Origin of the sequence: Kocuria sp. HSID17590 (assembly GCF_003989485.1) — a bacterium.
GTDB lineage: Bacteria > Actinomycetota > Actinomycetes > Actinomycetales > Micrococcaceae > Kocuria > Kocuria salsicia.
In genome coordinates, this window is record NZ_RBMB01000012.1 from 1 (window position 1) to 17405 (window position 17405).

Annotated in this window: 14 protein-coding genes and 1 pseudogene; 3 read left to right on the top strand and 12 right to left on the bottom strand. The window is 72.2% G+C overall.

What is annotated here, in order from left to right:
• The 8 genes and pseudogenes from D8M39_RS05750 to D8M39_RS12965 form a co-directional block, all read right to left on the bottom strand.
• Window positions 1-1779: pseudogene (locus tag D8M39_RS05750) on the bottom strand (hypothetical protein); the annotation flags it as partial.
• A gap of 5 nt (window positions 1780-1784) precedes the next feature.
• Window positions 1785-2873: a DUF1839 family protein gene (locus tag D8M39_RS05755; protein WP_055086355.1), complete on the bottom strand. Its 1089-nt coding sequence runs from the start codon at window positions 2871-2873 to the stop codon at window positions 1785-1787.
• Window positions 2870-3811, bottom strand: a complete 942-nt coding sequence (locus tag D8M39_RS05760; RefSeq protein ID WP_055086353.1) for a hypothetical protein — start codon at window positions 3809-3811, stop codon at window positions 2870-2872. The genes D8M39_RS05755 and D8M39_RS05760 overlap by 4 nt, the downstream gene beginning before the upstream one ends.
• Window positions 3808-5013, bottom strand: a complete 1206-nt coding sequence (locus D8M39_RS05765; protein WP_126874610.1) for an acyl-CoA dehydrogenase family protein — start codon at window positions 5011-5013, stop codon at window positions 3808-3810. Before D8M39_RS05765 ends, D8M39_RS05760 begins: the two co-directional genes overlap by 4 nt.
• Complete coding sequence (locus D8M39_RS05770; protein ID WP_055086348.1) at window positions 5006-5257, bottom strand: acyl carrier protein; 252 nt, start codon at window positions 5255-5257, stop codon at window positions 5006-5008. Before D8M39_RS05770 ends, D8M39_RS05765 begins: the two co-directional genes overlap by 8 nt.
• 127 nt (window positions 5258-5384) lie before the next feature.
• Entirely contained in the window at window positions 5385-5795 is a 411-nt protein-coding gene (locus D8M39_RS05775; RefSeq protein ID WP_055086346.1) for a holo-ACP synthase, read from the bottom strand.
• Window positions 5792-6958, bottom strand: coding sequence for an alpha/beta hydrolase family protein (locus D8M39_RS05780; protein WP_238693980.1), 1167 nt, complete (start codon window positions 6956-6958; stop codon window positions 5792-5794). The genes D8M39_RS05775 and D8M39_RS05780 overlap by 4 nt, the downstream gene beginning before the upstream one ends.
• Complete coding sequence (locus D8M39_RS12965; RefSeq protein WP_232300409.1) at window positions 6955-8778, bottom strand: hypothetical protein; 1824 nt, start codon at window positions 8776-8778, stop codon at window positions 6955-6957. Before D8M39_RS12965 ends, D8M39_RS05780 begins: the two co-directional genes overlap by 4 nt.
• Window positions 8779-9283: 505 nt before the next feature.
• Between D8M39_RS12965 and D8M39_RS05795 the strand changes: the two genes are divergently transcribed.
• From D8M39_RS05795 to D8M39_RS05805, 3 genes are all read left to right on the top strand, one after another.
• Complete coding sequence (locus D8M39_RS05795) at window positions 9284-10549, top strand: glycosyltransferase family 4 protein (RefSeq protein ID WP_126874612.1); 1266 nt, start codon at window positions 9284-9286, stop codon at window positions 10547-10549.
• A gap of 53 nt (window positions 10550-10602) precedes the next feature.
• Window positions 10603-11643, top strand: coding sequence for a GDP-mannose 4,6-dehydratase (gene gmd / locus D8M39_RS05800; RefSeq protein WP_126874613.1), 1041 nt, complete (start codon window positions 10603-10605; stop codon window positions 11641-11643).
• 65 nt (window positions 11644-11708) lie between these two features.
• On the top strand, window positions 11709-12710 hold the full coding sequence (locus tag D8M39_RS05805) for a GDP-L-fucose synthase (protein WP_055086357.1): 1002 nt from the start codon (window positions 11709-11711) through the stop codon (window positions 12708-12710).
• A gap of 84 nt (window positions 12711-12794) precedes the next feature.
• Here D8M39_RS05805 and D8M39_RS05810 read toward each other — a convergent pair whose 3' ends face one another.
• From D8M39_RS05810 to D8M39_RS05825, 4 genes are all read right to left on the bottom strand, one after another.
• Window positions 12795-13658, bottom strand: a complete 864-nt coding sequence (locus D8M39_RS05810; protein WP_083482558.1) for a phosphatase PAP2 family protein — start codon at window positions 13656-13658, stop codon at window positions 12795-12797.
• 94 nt (window positions 13659-13752) lie between these two features.
• Window positions 13753-15012: a hypothetical protein gene (locus D8M39_RS05815; RefSeq protein ID WP_126874614.1), complete on the bottom strand. Its 1260-nt coding sequence runs from the start codon at window positions 15010-15012 to the stop codon at window positions 13753-13755.
• On the bottom strand, window positions 15006-15857 hold the full coding sequence (locus tag D8M39_RS05820; RefSeq protein WP_055086089.1) for a glycosyltransferase: 852 nt from the start codon (window positions 15855-15857) through the stop codon (window positions 15006-15008). Before D8M39_RS05820 ends, D8M39_RS05815 begins: the two co-directional genes overlap by 7 nt.
• Before the next feature lie 68 nt (window positions 15858-15925).
• A complete protein-coding gene (locus D8M39_RS05825; protein WP_126874615.1) occupies window positions 15926-17392 on the bottom strand; it encodes a hypothetical protein in 1467 nt (488 codons plus the stop codon).
• Window positions 17393-17405: the final 13 nt, after the last annotated feature.

Genomic DNA, 17405 nt, shown 5'->3' on the forward strand with positions numbered 1-17405 from the left:
AGCGGCGGTGGCGGTGGCACGAGACGGCGGCGCGCCGACAGAACCGGTGTCAGCGCTCGGCACGCCCGGTGCGGCCGGGGCGGCCGGGGCGGCAAGGGTGGGCGGGACGACCGAGCTGTGCGCGTCCTCGTTCGGACTCCCGCCGTCGCCGCAGACCCCGCGGGGCAGCGCCAGAGCAGCCCGCACCCGCTCAACCACGGCCTGCGCGGCGTCGAGGTGGGCGTCGGAGCACGGGGACGAGGGGACGACCACCGCGTCCGAACCGGCCTCCGCGACGGCGGTGGGGATCTCCCGCAGGAGCACGTCCGGGGCCCACTGCTCGGCGGGTCGCCCGGCCAGCACCGGGGCCTGGATGACCTCCGTTCCCCCGGAGATCACCGCGGTGGAGGGATGCCCGGCAAGGCGCGACGCGAGCGCGCGCACCTCGTGGTGCAGCCCGGTCCGCCACTCGGGGTCGTTGGGCGGGTCCAGGGGGCCGAGCGCGACGTCCTGCCACACCATGAGCCCCAGCTCGTCGCACGCGCGGTGGAAGTCCTCGGCCTCGTAGCAGCTCGTGCCGGGGATGCGCACCATGGTGGTGCCGGCGTCCCGCAGCCTGCGGAGCATTCCGAGGGTGCGGCGGGGGTCGGCGGCGACCTCGTACGGGTCGGCCCCCGTCCACACGGCTCCGCGGGCGAACACGGGCACGCCGTTGACGCGCAGCGCCAGTCCGCGGTGGGCCGCGTCCCGGGGCTCGGGGGTCACGGTGCGGAACCCCACGCGGGCATGCATTTCATCCTCCCCGGCCACCACGCGCACGCGGTAGAGCTGCTGGGCACCCATGCCGTGGGGCCACCACAGGCGGGGCTCGGCCACGGGCACCTCGACGGTCGCGGAGGCCGCGAGCTCGGTGGCACTCACGGCACGCTCGACGACGCCGCCTTCTGTGGCGTTCGCGTGCTGAGCGGCGGAGTCCGGCTCTGCGGGTGGGAGCGGTTCGACAAGCACCCGGCAGCCCTGTGTCCCGGGGTCGATCCCAGTGAGGTCCACGCTCACCACGCCGTGGCCGTCCTCCGTGACCCGGGCGCGCACCGCGGACGGTGGGAGCGGACGGGAACGGGGCCGCGCGGCGTCGTCGTCATTGTCGTCCGAGAGAGCGAGCGGGAGGGCGCCGGGAGAAGAGGGCGCAAGCACCGGCGAGGAATCGGGCAGGGAGACGAGCGGAGAAGAAGGTTCCTCGTCGGGAGACGAGGTGACCGGCAGGGCGGCGAGCCCGCCCCAGGGCCCCAGGACGGGGCGCGCGCCGGGCCAGTCGATGGCCCCGACGAGCGGTGTGCGGCGCCAGCGCAGGGAGCGGTCGGAGACCAGCGGGGAGAGCCAGCGGGCGCGCGGCTTGCGCGGCACGGTCACGCTGGACAGGGGCAGGACGCGCAGCGCGATCTCGCACTCCCCCGGCGGCAGGGCGACGGTGACGTCCCACGGCGCGAAGGCGCTGTCACTGGCGTGCACGGTCTCCCCGGCCACCACCAGCTCGGAGACGGTGGCGACGCCCGTGGAGACGAACCGGTGGGACCCGCCCGCGGTGGTGACCCGCGTGCGGTACTCCCAGACGGTCCCGGGGCCGTCCCCGGCGAGGACGGCGTCCATGGCGTCCTCGCCCAGGGCGTCGCGCAGCGCCCCGGAGACGGTTCCGGGAACGCGCGCGGAGATGCCGGCACCCAGGGGGTCGCCCGGGTCCTGCGCGGGATCGGCCCGGCACAGGATCCAGGTGGCGCGCTCCAGCGCGTCGGCACCGCTCACGCGACTCACTCCCCGAGGCCCAGCGCTTCCCGCACCGCGACCATCCCGGCGGTGTGGCCCGCGACGAACGCGTCCGCGGACGTGTCCACCCGCGCGGTCCGGCCGCGCGCGGCGCGCGCGAGCTGGAACTGCAGGGTCTTGGCGGCCCCGGCGGCGGCGTCGAACGACTCGGCGGCCTCGATCAGCAGCTCGGCGTCCAGGTCGCTCGGCCACCGGGCGGCACCCGCGGCGAGGTACCGGCACGCGTGCGCGGCCAGCCCGGCGGTGAGCCCCGCCTGGCGCGTGGTCGCGAACGAGTACAGGTGGAAGTAGTCCATGCCCCGCTCGGCCAGCACCGGGAGGTGCTCCCGGATGGCGGTGACGAGCCGCTGCGCGGGGCCCTCCGACCCGGCGGAGGATCCCGGGGCGCGGCGCAGGTGGTCCCGCACCAGCTCGACCGTGTGCTGCCACAGCTGCCGGGGCTCCAGCCGCCGGACCCCCGCCACGCGCACGAGCTCCACGTAGGGGTACGGCACCCGCCCGCTGCGCGCGCCCGGGCCCAGGGTGTTCTCCAGGTCCTCCCCGGAGAGCACGTGCACGCCGTCGTTGTGCAGGTAGAGGAGCTCACCCGCCGCCGGGTCCAGCCGCAGCGGGACGATCGACGTCTTGGTGTGCTCCAGCCCGTAGGAGACACCCTCGGTGTCCGGGAGGTGGAACGCGTCCACCTCCACGATCAGGGCGTCCCCGCGGGACATCGCCAGCTGCAGGTGCTCGCCCAGGGGCCGCCACGTGTCGTACTCCCCCACCGCGAGGCCGTAGAGCACCTCGAGGTCCTCCTGGCGCGGTTTCAGGAACTCCCACTGGTCCCCCAGGAAGTCCGCGCTAAACGCGGCCCCCAGCATGGGGACCGGGTCCAGACCGAGGGCGGCGGTGAGCCCGATCCACACGTCCATGTAGCAGTTCGTGGGTGACCACGGCTCTGCGGGATCGTGCAGCACGGACCGGGGCGCGTTCGCCGCGGTGAGCGACTCGCACCCCCGCACCGCGAGGACCTCGGTCCCGAACGGGGCCTCGGCGGCCACGGCGGCACCTGTGCTCTCGGTCAGCGCGGTCATGACAGACCCAGCTCCTGGCGCACGGAGGCGGGCCACGCGGCGACGTCGAAGCCGTGCTTGGCGGCGAGCGCCAGGGCCACGCGCTCCAGGCCGAAGCCGAAGCACGCGGAGTGGGCCACGGCGCCGTCGGCGGTGCGCAGGTCGAAGGCCTCGCCGAAGTGGTCCTCGTGCAGGTTCGCGGAGGCGATGGCCGTGGGGTGGCCCGGGTAGACCTCCGTGAGGATCTCGAACTTCAGCTGCGCCTCGCGCTGGCCCGCGCTGAGCAGCTTGCCCGCGCGGCCGAAGAACGGGTCGTTCGCGGTGTCCGCCTGGACCTCCAGGCCCAGGTTCGTGAGCAGCCCGGTGCCCGCCGCGAGCCACTTCTCACGGTGCTCGGCGGCCTCCGCGGGGGTGCCGATGCGCACGGCCTCGAACATCCGGAACGTCACGAAGCGCATGGGGTCCGGGCTGGGCTCGTGGCGGTAGCACTCGCCCACGAGCTCGAACACCGTGCCGTCCACCCGCGAGCCCTCGAGGTAGGCGTAGAGCGGGTGGCACACCGCCGGGACCAGCGCGTGGCCGGCCGGGGTGAGCTGCGCGGACCAGTCGCCCTGCTCCTCGTAGGTGGCCAGCAGCTGGCGGTGGGCCTTGTTGTCGCCCTCGAACGCGGCGATCGTGCCCAGCAGCTGCGGGAACGAGGCCACGTAGTCGGTGCGCTCCAGCAGCCGCGTGCCGTTGACGGGTGGGAAGCGCAGCCGGCGCGTGCCCGCCTCGGGCGAGAGCCGTGCGGCGATCCCGCGGGCGGCGGACGCGATGCCCTGCACCACGTCCTCGGCCTGCGGGCCCAGCCCGGTCACGCCGTCGCCCAGCGTGGGCAGCAGCCAGTCGTTGGCCTCGAGCCCCTCGCGGAACGTGTCCTGCTGGCGGGTGAGGTCCTGCTCGATGTCGGTGGTGGTCATCGCTGTCCCCTCGAGACGAGTTGCATGGTGGCGGTGTGGAGCAGAATGCGGTCGTTGTTGACCATGACGGACGGGCCAATGCTGTCCCGGTAGAGCCGTGCCAGGCTCACGGGAGAGCGGTTGGCGAACCCGGAGATCCCCACGATCACCAGGGCGTCGCCCACGATCTTCCGCACGGCCTCGGCCCCGTTGACCTTCAGCGTGTTCATGGCGATCGCGAACTGCATGGACTCGCAGGTCTCGGGATCGTCGTAGGCCGCCTCGTAGCGGGCCACGGAGGAGCGGACCACGTCCGTCATGGACTGCAGCTGCACCTCCAGCTCCGCCAGGCGCAGGGCCGACGGCGGGGGCGTGCCCGGGGTCTTGCGGGCGGCCTTCTGCACCACGGAGCGGGCGGTGAGCCCGGCCTGGGTGGCCATCCCGAGCCACGCCGAGGCCCACAGGCAGTGGGCGCCCGGGAGCATGGTCTGCGCGGAGATGGTCTCGAACGGGACCCGGAACATGGCGTCCTCGCTCGTGGTGGCGTCCAGCTCGAAGGACTCCGAGCAGGTGCCGCGCATGCCCAGGGCGTCCCAGCCGCGCTGGCGCTCCAGCTGCAGGTCCGCCGCCTCGACCACGAGCACCACCTGGTCGCTCGACGCCGCGTCCTCGTTGCGGCGCGCGGTCACGAGGATCGCGTCCGCGTACGCGCCGTAGGAGATCACGGGGCAGGTCTTGTGCAGCGCCACCCGGCCGTCACCCACCGGGCGCACGGCGCACGTGGAGGTGCGGGTGTCGCCGCCGATGTTGACCTCGGTGGTCGCCGAGGCCAGCAGCAGCCCCTCGGAGGCCACCTTGCGGGTGAACTCCCGCAGCCACTCGGTGTCCGCGTGGCGGGTGAGGCACAGCGCCTGGGAGTAGTGCATGGCCAGGATCATCGCGGAGGAGGTGCACTCGCGCCCCACCCGCTCCAGCAGCCGGCACAGCTCCGTGATGCTGTAGTCCAGCCCGCCGTCCGCCTCCGTCATGGGGGCGGCCAGCAGGCCCTGGGCGCGGGCCTCGTCGATCGTCTCCCGGGGGAAGCGGGACTCGCCGTCCACGGCGTCCGCGTACTCGCGGGCCACCCTGGCCACGGCCTCCGCGCGGGCGGCGGTGCTCGCCGCCCGGTCCGGGTCCTCCGCGCGGGTGCGCGGCTGTGCGGTGAGAACGCTGTTCTCAGTCATTGCGAATCGCCTCCACGGCCTCGGTGATGGACGCGACGGACGTGAAGGTCGCCTTGGTTAGGCGCTCCTCCGGGAACTCGATGTCGAACTCGTCCTCCAGGCCCAGCATCACGTTCACGGACGCGTGGGACGTCATGCCGGCACGGTAGAGGTCCGCGTCCGCGGCAATGCTCTGCGCGTCCTCGGAGAGCTTGCCCTGCTCGCTGAGCACGGAACGGACGGTCGCTTCGATGGTGGAATCCATGGGAAACCTTTCTGGGTTGTTCTGGCGATTCTTATGAGCCGCGGGTCAGCCGGTGTGCGGCGCCCCGCGGTGGTCCTGTTCCCGACGTCGTGCGCCGGGTGGTCTCACGGGTGCGGCGGGTGCCGGGTCACGACGTCGTGGCGAGCGCCACGGCCAGGGCGAACCCGCCGTCGTGGGAGGTGCTGACGCTCCAGCCGCCCAGCCCGGCCTCCCCGGCCAGGCGCGCGGCGGTGCCCCGCAGCTGCACGCCCGGTGCGCCGTGGGCGTCCGTGCGCAGCACGATCTCCGGCCACGGCACGGCGTCCTCCTGGCTCGGGCGCAGCACCTTGAGCACGGCCTCCTTGGCCGCGAACCGGCCCGCGACGGACTCCGCCGAGGGCTCGGCCGCTCCCGAACGGGTGAGCTCCGCGATCTCCTCCGGGGCGAGCACGGCCCGCAGGTAGCGCTCCCCCTGCCGGGCGAGAGACTCGGCCACCGGTGCCACGCCCTGCAGGTCGCAGCCCACGCGGGGTGCCACGGCGGCGTCGACGGCGCTCACGACGTGCCCTCCGAGGTCACGGCCTCGAACGCCGGGTCCACGGCCGGTGCGGAGGTGGTGCGCTTGAGGCCCATCCGGTCCGCCCAGCGCCCCAGCGCCACCACGGCGGCGGGCTTCCAGCACTCGAAGGTGTGCCCGCCGTCGCACGTGCCCTCCTTGCCGTACTCCGTGTACTGGTAGTCCACGCCCTTGGTGCCGAGCTCCGAGGCGAAGGACGCCGTGGAGTCCCTCAGTGCGGGCTCGATGTCCCCGTTCTGGCCGTTGCCGCTGCCCGCGAAGAGCTGCACGCTCACGTCCTTCAGGTCCCCGCTCTGCGTGAGGGGGTCGTTGGCGAGCCACTGGGCGTCCGTGGTGGTGGTGCCGTTGCCGAAGATCGCGGCCGGCTCTCCGGTGGACTCGTTCGAGGCCTGCTCGAAGTTCTGCTTGGCCTCCGGGGAGGAGACGTCCAGCAGACCCGAGAAGCTCACGGCCTCCCCGAAGAGGTCCGGGCGCTCCTCGGCGTAGCGCACCGCGCCGTAGCCGCCCATCGAGTTGCCCATGATCGCGCGGTGCCCCCGGTCCTTCTGCGTGGCCAGGTGCGAGTCCACCCACGGGACCACCTGGTCCAGGTGGAACGTCCGCCAGTTCTGCTTGAGGGTGTCCTGCTTCGCCCAGTCCGTGTACCAGCCCACCTTGCCGCCGCTCATGATCACGGTGATCACGGGCATGCCCGCGGTGAGCTGCTCGGCCTGGCCGGCCTCGTACCACTGCAGGGCGGGGGCGTCCGTGGAGCTGCTGCCGGGGAGCATGTAGACCACCGGGTACGTCTTGGCGGGGTCGTAGCCCTCCGGGGTGATCACGACGAGCGAGTTGCGTCCGCCCGGTGCGTCCGGGGAGACCGCGTCCGTGCTGACCGTGAGGTCCACCGCCCGCTGGGACAGGGCGCGGGCGCCGGTGACGGTGATCCCGTTCGACTCCTCGCGCAGCTCCTGCGGGTCCTGGAACCCCACCTGCTTCGCGGCGTCGGCGTCGAAACTGATCGTGGAGCCCGTGCCGGAGGTCGCGGCGGGGTCGGTGCCCCCGGAGCCGCAGCCCGTGAGCAGCAGCGCCCCCAGGGTGCACCCGGTGAGCACCCGCAGTCCGAGCGATCGCGTGCCGCCCGCCCGGGCGGTGTCCTGGTTCATGCGGCGCACGTGGCCACCTCTTCCGCGGGGTAGTGACTCAGCCCGAGGGCCGCGTCGACGATCTGCATGGCTGTCAGCCGGGAGGCGCGGGCCTGCAGGGAGTGGTCCAGCGCGGGGACGTGGGCCACCTTGATCCGGCGGCCGCGGCGGGTGAGCCGCGCGAGCCCCTCCTCGCCGCGCTCCTGCTCGAAGAACACGCCGTCCTCCACGCCGAAGTAGAAGGAGACCTCCGCGTTGCGCGAGGCGTGCTCCATGACCACCTCCGGCACGTTCGGGATGTTGCAGCGGCCCAGCAGCAGCCACATGCGGTAGGGCATCCGGCGCCGCACGAGCTCCTTGGCGCGCGTGCGCCACGTGGTGTTCAGCTCCACGTCGCTCATGGTCCGCAGCTGCTCCAGCACGGCGTCCACGTCCCAGTTGCGGTAGAGCTTCTCGTAGTACCGCTCCCCGGCGCGCCACGCCACGTTGTTGAGCACCACGCGGGTGGTCATCGCGCTCGTGGGCGGCGCCATGGCCACGAGCCAGCCGCCCACGCACAAACCGGCGCCGGTCACGGCCTCACCCGTGCGCTCGTGCAGCCAGGACGCGCCGAGGTCGATGTCCGCAACCCCCTGGTGCTTGTACGGGTTGATGTCCTTGACCTCGTCCAGCCCGGCACCGTCACCACAGTGGTGGCGCTCCACGCGCATCGCGGGCACCCCGCGTGCGGCCAGCCGGCGTGCCTGGACGGCCCACAGACCCGTGGGCCCGTCCTTGGGATCCGCGGAGGGCGGGGCGAGCACGGCCGCACCGGCACCCGTTCCGTGACGGCCCACGGGGTGCGTGTAGGTGGCCGGCAGCAGGTCCTCCCCCAGTTCGAGGAGCTCCTCCTCCACGTCCACGCCGAACTCGGCCACGTGGAACCGGGCGTGCGTGGTGGGACGCCAGCCGCTGACATCCGCGGTCTCCGCCGTCCCGACGACGCCGCTCGCGGCCTCCCCCGCCCCGCTCACCGTGGTCTCGTGGGCCGGGCCCACGGCGTTCTGGTTATCTGCATCCGCAGCGTTCTGGTGCTCCGCGTCCGCGGCGGTGCCGGGCGAGACCGCGCGGGGCGCGGCGTCGTCGTCACCGGCGTCCGCAGCCGGCTCGTCCAGGCGGGCGACGAGCGCGGCGATGGCCGGCGGGCTCGCCTTGGCGTAGATCGCGGCCACGCCGTAGAGCTTCTTGGCCACGGTGCGGTCCTCCTCGCGCACCGGCACGAGCCCGGGGGTCGTGAGCTTGCGGGGGTCCGGCAGGGCGCGGATGGCGGCGGCCTCGGCATCGCTGAAGTGCGCACCGCCGATCTCCACGCCGTCCTCGACCTCCGGCGGCAGGCTCAGCCCGCTCGCCCGGCGCAGCCCCGTGTACTGGCGCATGTAGATGGCGCCGGAGACCGGCTCCCACAGCACCCGCTTCTCGAAGGGGAGCTCGGAGGTGGCGAGCACCGCGGCACCGATCCGCAGCCCGATGCCGTGCACGGGCAGCTGCGGCCCCACCAGCTCCCGGGCCGTGCCGAACGCGACCTCCAGGTCCCGCTGCCACACGGCCACGGGATCGCTGCCCGCGGGGCGCTCGCCGGACTCCGAGGTGCCGCTCCAGGCGACCCTGATCACGAGCCAGCCCTGCTGCGCGGCGCGTGCCGCCACCAGCCGCATGCTGCGGTGGCTCACCACTTCCTCCCGCGCGAGAGCCGGTGCAATGACCACGGCTCCGCGGACACGGTCGTTGTCCGGGCCGTGCACCCACGCGTGAATGGTGTGCCCGTCCCCCGTCAGAAAACTTGCCTGTCCGGCAATACGCATGAATTCTCCCCAGTCCTGCCCCGGAAACACCTCAGCCGTGCCCCCGTTGCCCTGTTCCCCCCCGTTGCCGGAGGGGTCTCCCCGTGCGAGCGTGCCGCCTGCGCCACCGGCGGATCCCTGCCCCCGAACGCCGCGTTCCCCCACGTTCCCCCGTGAGGGGCGTGCGGCTTTGCACTCATAAATCATAGCCACTCGTGCCCCACGACGGCTCGATGACGCCGTCCCCTAATGTGTGGTTTTACATTTACACGACTGTTTTTCCTGGTCCCACGTGCGCTTTTACTGCCTTGTACCTATATGGGCCCACACAGATTTGTCGTCATTCTGGCGATAGGGTCAAATCTGCAGAGTTATGATGGCAAACGCCGGTGTTCTGGGGAGACACTGCACCGGCACCGTTCACTGTCCACGGGCGAGCACCGTGGGTGACGGGGGACCTGGGGAGGTCCGCCGTACTGGGGGAGACGCAGGCACCGCGTGCGTCTTCATTGGGGGAGGAGTCAGCGTGGCCGCACGCATCCTGATCATCGGTCTCAACTACTCGCCGGAGCACACGGGCATCGCCCCGTACACCGCCGGGATGGCGCGCGCTCTGCGCGAGGAGGGGTGGCACGTGGAGGTCGTCACCGGCCTGCCCCACTACCCGCAGTGGCAGGTCCACGAGGGCTACCCGCGCCAGGACGGCCCGCTCGAGGTGATCGACGGCGTGCCTGTCCGGCGCATCCCGCACCCCGTGCCCCACGACGCCGGCCAGCTGCGCCGCCTCGGCATGGAGATCGTCTTCGGCCTGCGCGCCGCGGCCGCCCCGTGGGGGGACCCGGACGTCGTCGTGCTCATCACGCCCGCGCTGTTCGCCTCGGCGATCCTGCGGGTCCGGGCCGCGCTGACCCGCACCCCGGTGCTCGTGTGGGTGCACGACATCTACACCGCCGGGCTCGCGGAGACCGGCGCGGCGCGCGGGCCCGTGACCCGGGTGATGCGCGCCGTGGAGGGGACGTTCCTGCGCTCCTGCAACGGCGTCGTCGTGATCCACGACCGCTTCTCCGACTACCTGCGCCGCCACATGGGCGTGGCCGGGGAGAAGATCACCACTGTCCGCAACTGGACCCACATCGCCGAGGCGCCCACCGTGGACACCGCCGCGCTGCGCCGCCGCTTCGGGTGGGAGCCGCAGGACGTGGTGGTGCTGCACACCGGCAACATGGGCGCCAAGCAGGACCTCGCCAACGTGGCCGCCGCCGCGCGGGTGGCCGAGGAACGGGGCGCCCCGCTGCGCTTCGTGCTCGTGGGCGGCGGGCACCAGCGCCCGCAGCTCGAGGAGCTCGCGGCCACCACCCCGCGCTTCGAGGTGCTGCCCAGCGTGGACAACGAGACCTACGCCGGGCTGCTGCGCGCGGCGGACATCCTGCTGGTCAACGAGCGGCCCGGGCTCACCGAGATGTGCGTGCCCAGCAAGCTCACCAGCTACTTCACCGCTGACCGCCCGGTGCTGGCCGCCGTCGAGGCCGCGGGGCCGTCCGCGGCGGAGCTCGCGGCGGCCGATGCCGGGATCCGCGTGGAACCCGGTGATCCCGAGGCCCTCGTGGCGGGCGCCGTGCGCCTGCACGAGGAGTGGATCACCACCGGCGGCGCCACCCACCGTGGCGGCCGCCGCTACGTGCGCGAGGTGCTGAGCCGGGGGGCCGCGGTGCGGTCCTTCGTCTCGGCACTCACCAGGCTGCGCCCGGACCTCAGAGCCGAGGACCGGACGCCCGCCACCGTCAATTCCTGATCCACCGGGGCCGGGGGGCCTCGACGAACCGATCCACAAGGGGAGAGAACACCATGAGCAAGAAAGCACTGATCACCGGCATCACCGGGCAGGACGGCTCCTACCTGGCGGAGCTGCTGCTGTCCAAGGGCTACGAGGTGCACGGGCTGATCCGCCGCGCCTCCACGTTCAACACGTCCCGCATCGACCACCTCTACCAGGACCCCCACAACCCGGACGCCCGGCTGTTCCTGCACTACGGGGACCTCTCGGATGCGGCCCGGCTCGTGACCCTGCTGGGGGAGATCGACCCGGACGAGGTCTACAACCTGGGCGCCCAGTCGCACGTGCGAGTGTCCTTCGACGAGCCCGAGCACACCGGTGACACCACCGGGCTGGGCACCGTGCGGCTGCTCGAGGCCGTGCGCCGCGCCGGCGTGAAGTGCCGCTTCTACCAGGCGTCCACGTCCGAGCTGTTCGGTGCCACTCCCCCGCCGCAGGACGAGAACACCCCGTTCTACCCGCGCTCGCCCTACGGCGCGGCCAAGATCTACTCGTACTGGATCACCAAGAACTACCGCGAGGCGTACGACATGTTCGCGGTGAACGGGATCCTCTTCAACCACGAGTCCCCGCGCCGCGGCGAGACGTTCGTGACCCGCAAGATCACCCGCGCCGTGGCCGCGATCGCCGCGGGCAAGCAGGAGCACCTCTACATGGGCAACCTGGACGCCGTGCGCGACTGGGGCTACGCCGCCGAGTACGTGGAGGGCATGTGGCGGATGCTGCAGGCGGACGAGCCGGAGGACTTCGTGCTCGCCACCGGCGTGCCCTGCACCGTGCGGGACTTCCTGGTCACGTCCTTCGAGCACGCGGGGCTGGACTGGGAGAGGCACGTCCGCTTCGACGACCGCTACCTGCGCCCCACCGAGGTGGACGCGCTGATCGGGGACCCCTCCAAGGCGGAGGAGAAGCTGGGGTGGAAGGCCACCGTGCACGCCCCGGAGCTCGCCCGCATCATGGTGGACGCGGACCGCGCCGCGCTCGAGTGCGCGGGCACCCCCTGGATCGATACCGTGGCCCAGAACATCTGGACCCCGGAGCACGCAGCATGAGGACAACAGTGGACAACGCAGATCAGATCGAGACCGTCGACGCCGGGGCGGACTGGCCCCACACCGTGAGCGACCCCGCGGACGCCCGCACGAGCGACGACGTCGTCTACGCACCGCACGAACTGGACCGCACCGCGCCGTTCTACGTGGCGGGCCACCGCGGACTCGTGGGCTCGGCCATCTGGCGCCACCTGGAGAAGCAGGGCTTCGAGAACCTGATCGGGGCCACCTCCCAGGAGCTGGACCTGCGGGACCGCGAGGCCGTGGAGGCGTTCATCGCCGAGCACAAGCCGCGCTACATGGTGCTGGCCGCCGCGAAGGTGGGCGGGATCGGGGCGAACAACACGCGCCCGGTGGACTTCCTCTCGGACAACCTGCGGATCCAGCTCAACCTCCTGGACGCCGCGCGCACCGCGGAGGTGGAGCGCGTGCTGTTCCTGGGCTCCTCCTGCATCTACCCCAAGCTCGCGGAGCAGCCGCTGCGCGAGGGGGCCCTGCTGACCGGGTACCTGGAGCCCACCAACGACGCCTACGCGATCGCCAAGATCTCCGGGATCATGCACGTGCAGGCGGTGCGCCGCCAGTACGGGCTGCCGTGGATCTCCGCGATGCCCACGAACCTCTACGGGCCGGGGGACAACTTCTCCCCCACCGGTTCGCACGTGCTGCCGGCCATGATCCGGCGCTACGACCAGGCCGTGCGCAACGGGGACTCCGAGATCACCAACTGGGGCTCAGGCACACCGCGACGCGAGTTCCTGCACGTGGACGACCTCGCGGCGGCGTGCCTGTTCCTCATGGAGCACTACGACGGCCCGCAGCAGGTCAACGTGGGCACGGGTGAGGACGTCTCCATCAAGGAGCTCGCCGGACTCGTGGCCGAGGCCACCGGCTACCGGGGCGCCACCCACTGGGACGCCAGCAAGCCGGACGGCACCCCGCGCAAGCTCATGGACGTCTCCCTGCTCAGCTCCCTGGGCTGGACCGCGTCCATCGACCTGCCCACCGGGCTCGAGGATGCGGTGGCCTGGTACCGCTCGCACCGCGACTCCGCGCGCGGCGCGTAGCACCGCAGCACCACGACGACGGCGCGTGGCCCCGGAAAGGGGTCACGCGCCGTCGTCGTGTGCCCGGGCAGGAGAGCGCCGGGATCAGAGGCTCTCCGGGTGGAGCTCCCGCCGCGCCGTCGGCCGCCACGCATCCACGCCGATCACCACGCCCAGCACCGCGAGCGCCAGGAGGAACGCGCCGGTGACGTCCGTGAGCCAGTGGTAGCCGAGGTAGAGGCGGCTGAAGGCGACCACGGCGATCACCGCGAGCGCCCCGAGCAGCGCCCACCACCGGCCCCGCCAGGGCTCGGACCCGGCCTTCGTCGCGGGCCTCCGGGCGGCGTCGTCCCCGGGAGACGTCGGCGCGGCACCCGCGGGAGACCGCGGGGCGGCGACGTCCGCGGGAATCCGGGGTGCGACGGCGCGGGGGCGGAAGTGCAGGAGGTACACGAGCACCAGGACGAACGTGGTGGTGGCCAGGGTGTGCCCCGAGGGGAACGAGGAGGAGTGGTCCGGGTCCAGGAGCATCTCGGCGATCGGGGGTCGCCTGCGCTCGGCGATCCACTTGACGCCCACGATGCCCGTCACGGCGAGGAGCATGGAGCCGGCCAGCAGCACCGGGCGCCACCAGTGGTGGCTGCGCCACAGCGACACAAGCACGGTGGCCAGGCTGATGAGGATCATCCCGGTGGGCGCGGTGACGGTGGTGATCACGGCCAGGACGGGCGTGACGAGCGGGTCCCGGTGCTCCGTGAGCCACCGCATCAGCGGGGTGTCCAGGCGGGAGAGCTCCTCGTGCTCCAGCCACCAGCCCCACACGCTGGTGAAGAGCAGCACGCCCCCGACCACGAGCAGGCTCGCAAGGACCAGGCGACGACGCCGCGCGGCCGGGTCCGCGATGGCGGGTTCGGCCAGGCGTCGGCTCAGGAGACCTGGGGATGCAGCAGGGGGCGCGGCGGATGGCATGTGAAGACTCTACGAGCACCACCCGCACGTCAGCTGGTGGCCTCCTCGAAGGACTGGCCGTCTCGACAGTGTGGGGAGCGGCAGGCCCAGTGCCTCAGAGCACCACGATCCAGCAGGTCGCCAGGCCCACCGTGGTCAGGGCCGCTCCGAGCCAGAACGAGCGCCACGGTGCGGCCCTGCCGATGAACGTGTAGGCCACGAGCACCACGGTGAACTCGCGCAGCACCAGGATGGTGGCCGCGAGGTGGAGGTCGAAGGACGCCACCCAGGCCACGAGCGCGCCGAAGACGATGCCGATCACCGGGCCCACGAACGTCTTCCAGGCCGCGCCCGTGCGCACGAGCAGGACCGAGGCCGCCCAGGAGAGCACGCCGGGGAACGAGACCATGGCGATGAACGGCACCATGGACATCGCGGAGTTCCACTTCTCGCCCAGGATGGGCCCCAGCACCACCGCGGCCACCTGGGCGACGATCACGCCCACCACGGCGAGCATGAGCGCCCCGGAGAGGAAGCGGTTGCTGGTGTCCTTGATCTCCTGGGGGGTCTCCTTGTCCGCCACGGCCACGCGCACCATGTTCGCCGTCGACGCCGCCAGGGCGTCTCCCGGGGCCCGGCCCACCGCGCTGCCCGCGGTGTAGGTGCCGAGCACGGCCGTGCCGGCGAAGAACGTCATGAACAGCCGCTCGGCCTGGCCCTGGAACCACGCCATCAGCGCGTACCCGGACATCGCACCCATGTCCGAGAGGATCGACTTCTCCCCCGGCGCGGAGTGCGGGATGGGAATGGTGTTCTTCCGCGCCCGCCGCCAGCACAGCAGCGCGAACACACCCTCCGTGACGGCCAGCTGCAGCGCGGGCCCGAGTAGGGACTGGGTGAGCAGCAGCGTGGTGCCACCCACCACGAGGCCCACGATCGCGGCACGGAACTGCAGCCGGGCGAGCAGACCCCACTGGCTGGTGGCCTGCAGCGTTCCCACGTAGAGCAGCCCCAGGGCGCCGAAGCCGGGCGCGAACGCCACGGGCAGCACCTGGAAGAACTCGCCCCAGTTCTCCAGGGTCCCGTTCCACAGCAGGAACAGCATGAGCGCGACCAGCAGCTCGAACGCGACCACCGGCATGAACATCCGGTAGCGGTTCATGATCTTCATGCCGCCGGGCTCCGTGAGCACGCGCATCACGGCGAAGCGCGCACCGGAGTCGATCGTGACCTGGATGGCGGTGTAGAGCAGCGTGACCACGTTGTAGATGCCCACGTAGTGCGGGTTGGTCAGCGCCGCGAGGGTCAGGATGACCAGCGCGGAGGACAGCCTGGGGATGATCCGCTCGATGAGCGCCTTGACCTGGTTCAGCACGAGGAGTCCGCCGTTCTCACGTGGTGCATCACCTGGCGCCGCGCGTAGGGGCGGGTGACGGGCCGCACCTGCGTCAGGATTTCCGCCGCGCGCTCCGGAGGCACGCTGGGATGGGACGGGGTCCCGCCATCCTCGAGCAGCCAGCCGCGACCGGTGGCACCGGCCCACGCCTGATAGACGCGGCGCACCTCCGGGTCCGCCTCGACGCGCCGGTGGTAGTCCTCCGCGCCCGAGATCTGTCCGGCGCTGAGCCGGTAGGCAATCACGGGAGCCGCGATCTTCGACAGGCGTGCCCCGTTGAGCAGGGCGTCGTGCCACAGCACGTAGTCCTCCGCCGGGGAGTCCACGGCGTAGGCGTTGGCCTCCAGCAGGGTCTCGCGCCGCGCGAGCATGCTCGGGTGGAACAGCGGGTTGGTGAACGGCAGCAGCGCCCCGATCTCCTCGGAGGTCAGCGAGCCGAAGTACGAGGGCCGAGGGACGGCGCCACCGCCGAACCGGATCCCGCTGCCGCACACGATGTCCGCGTGGCGCATCGCCGCGAGCTCCAGCCGGAACCGCCACGGGGCGCAGAGGTCGTCCGCGTCCATCTTGGCCACGAATTCGCTGTCGGTGCTCAGCAGCAGCTCCCGCGTGCACGCGACCGAGCCCCGGTTGCGGTCGTGGGCCCGCACCACCAGGCGCGGGTCCGTGACGGCGCGCGCAGCCCGCTCCGTGGCGTCGTCGGGCCCGTCGAGGCCCACCACGAGCTGTGCGTCGCGCGGCATGGCGCGCAGCGTGGACCTGATGCTGCGTCCGATCGTGCCGGACGCCTGGTAGGCGGGCATGATGACCGTGAGCAATGGCATGTCTTTTCCCCCAAGAAAGTGTTGTCGGAGCGCGTGCGGCGCCCCTCCCTCGGATTGTCCGCGGCGGCTCAGAGCCGCGCGGGTGCCCTCGCGCCGCCCAGCGCCCTCGCACCGCTCGTGCCGTTCGGACCGCCCTGGCCGCCCGGGAACCCGGGTGCCGACGACGTCGCGGGCCCCGGTTCCAGCGGCTGTCCCAGGTCGTAGGGCCGCGCGAAGAGGCGTTCGGCGACCCACAGTGCCCACAGTGGCAGGATCGACAACGTCACGAAGACCTCAAACGACTCCAGCTGCCCCACGATGCCCTGGAACACCAGGGTGGAGCCGACCGTGGCCAGCAGCACCCGGTTGGTCTCGCTGCGGCTGCGGCTGTACGCGTCCGAGATGACCGCGGAGAAGATCCCCAGCAGGAAGTACCCCGCGACCACGCCCACCAGGCCGAAGTTCAGCAGCATCTCCGCGCTGAAGCCGGGGACCACGTAGATCTGGTCCTCCCCTCCGAGCAGGTCGTAGCCCGAGACCTGGACCATGGAGCGGAAGGGGTTGTCCACGGAGACGCCCCCCAGGTGCAGCAGGGCGAGAGGCACGTTGATCAGCGCGCTCCAGATGGTCTCCCCGTGCAGCGAGCCGTGCAGAGCGGTGTGGTTCGACGCCCATGCGGACATCGAGAACCGCCCCCACTGCCAGTCGATGAAGGACCAGGGGTCCGTGGTGGCACCGACCCGCTGGGAGGTGGTCGCCACGACGAACACGACCATCGCCACGGCGCCCGCCACGATCAGGGGCCACCGCAGGATGCTGATCCGCGGCAGCATGATCGCCAGCAGCGGGAACGCGACGTAGGCGATCTCGGCGCGGCCACCGTTCCACGTGGCGCTGACGGCCAGCGCGGCCAGCCCTCCCACGAGCAGCAGCGTGTTCCACACGGCCTGCCCGGTGGCACGCCGGCGAGCTGCGAACGCCAGCACCAGGAGAGTCACGGCCCACGGGAGCCATCCGGCCAGGAACGCGTAGCGGGCGTTGCCGCCGTCCACCGAGATAATCCGGCCGCCGGTCTGGTCCGTGGTGGCACCCATGACCCGGATCAGTCCCACTCCTCCCGCAGCGGCCAGCACGAGGGCGAGACCACCCACGCTCACCCGGTGGGCGGCGGCGAACGAGTACAGGTTCTCCGGTGCCAGCGGGCGGCGCGGGACCTCCCGGGAGTCGTCACGGGCCGGGAACAGCCGGGGGCGCGGCACGACCAGACCGGCCCACAGTGCGCAGCTGGCGAGGAACGTGGCCCACGCGGCGGTGGTCAGCCCGGAGGTGGAGCCCACAGGATCGCCCGAGAGCACCTCGTAGAAGCCGCGGTCCTTGGACCAGCCCAGCACGTGGGCGAAGCCGGAGACCACATTGGCCAGCAGGAAGTTGAGCACCATGAACAGGCGCAGGTTGAGTCCGTCCACCCGGCCACGGGTGCGGATGTGGATCAGGGCCAGGAGACCCACCACGGCGGAGGCGGTGAGCAGCAGGATGGCGCCGGCAACGGGATTCACCGCGGTCACCGCG

Excerpts from the sequence above, each read along its gene's own strand:
- D8M39_RS05765 (WP_126874610.1), bottom strand. The coding sequence starts at position 5,013 with ATGACTGAGAACAGCGTTCTCACCGCACAGCCGCGCACCCGCGCGGAG.
- D8M39_RS05755 (WP_055086355.1), bottom strand. The coding sequence starts at position 2,873 with ATGACCGCGCTGACCGAGAGCACAGGTGCCGCCGTGGCCGCCGAGGCC.
- D8M39_RS12965 (WP_232300409.1), bottom strand. The coding sequence starts at position 8,778 with ATGCGTATTGCCGGACAGGCAAGTTTTCTGACGGGGGACGGGCACACC.
- D8M39_RS05770 (WP_055086348.1), bottom strand. The coding sequence starts at position 5,257 with ATGGATTCCACCATCGAAGCGACCGTCCGTTCCGTGCTCAGCGAGCAG.
- D8M39_RS05780 (WP_238693980.1), bottom strand. The coding sequence starts at position 6,958 with ATGAACCAGGACACCGCCCGGGCGGGCGGCACGCGATCGCTCGGACTG.
- D8M39_RS05760 (WP_055086353.1), bottom strand. The coding sequence starts at position 3,811 with ATGACCACCACCGACATCGAGCAGGACCTCACCCGCCAGCAGGACACG.
- D8M39_RS05810 (WP_083482558.1), bottom strand. The coding sequence starts at position 13,658 with ATGCCATCCGCCGCGCCCCCTGCTGCATCCCCAGGTCTCCTGAGCCGA.
- gmd (WP_126874613.1), top strand. The coding sequence starts at position 10,603 with ATGAGCAAGAAAGCACTGATCACCGGCATCACCGGGCAGGACGGCTCC.
- D8M39_RS05820 (WP_055086089.1), bottom strand. The coding sequence starts at position 15,857 with ATGCCATTGCTCACGGTCATCATGCCCGCCTACCAGGCGTCCGGCACG.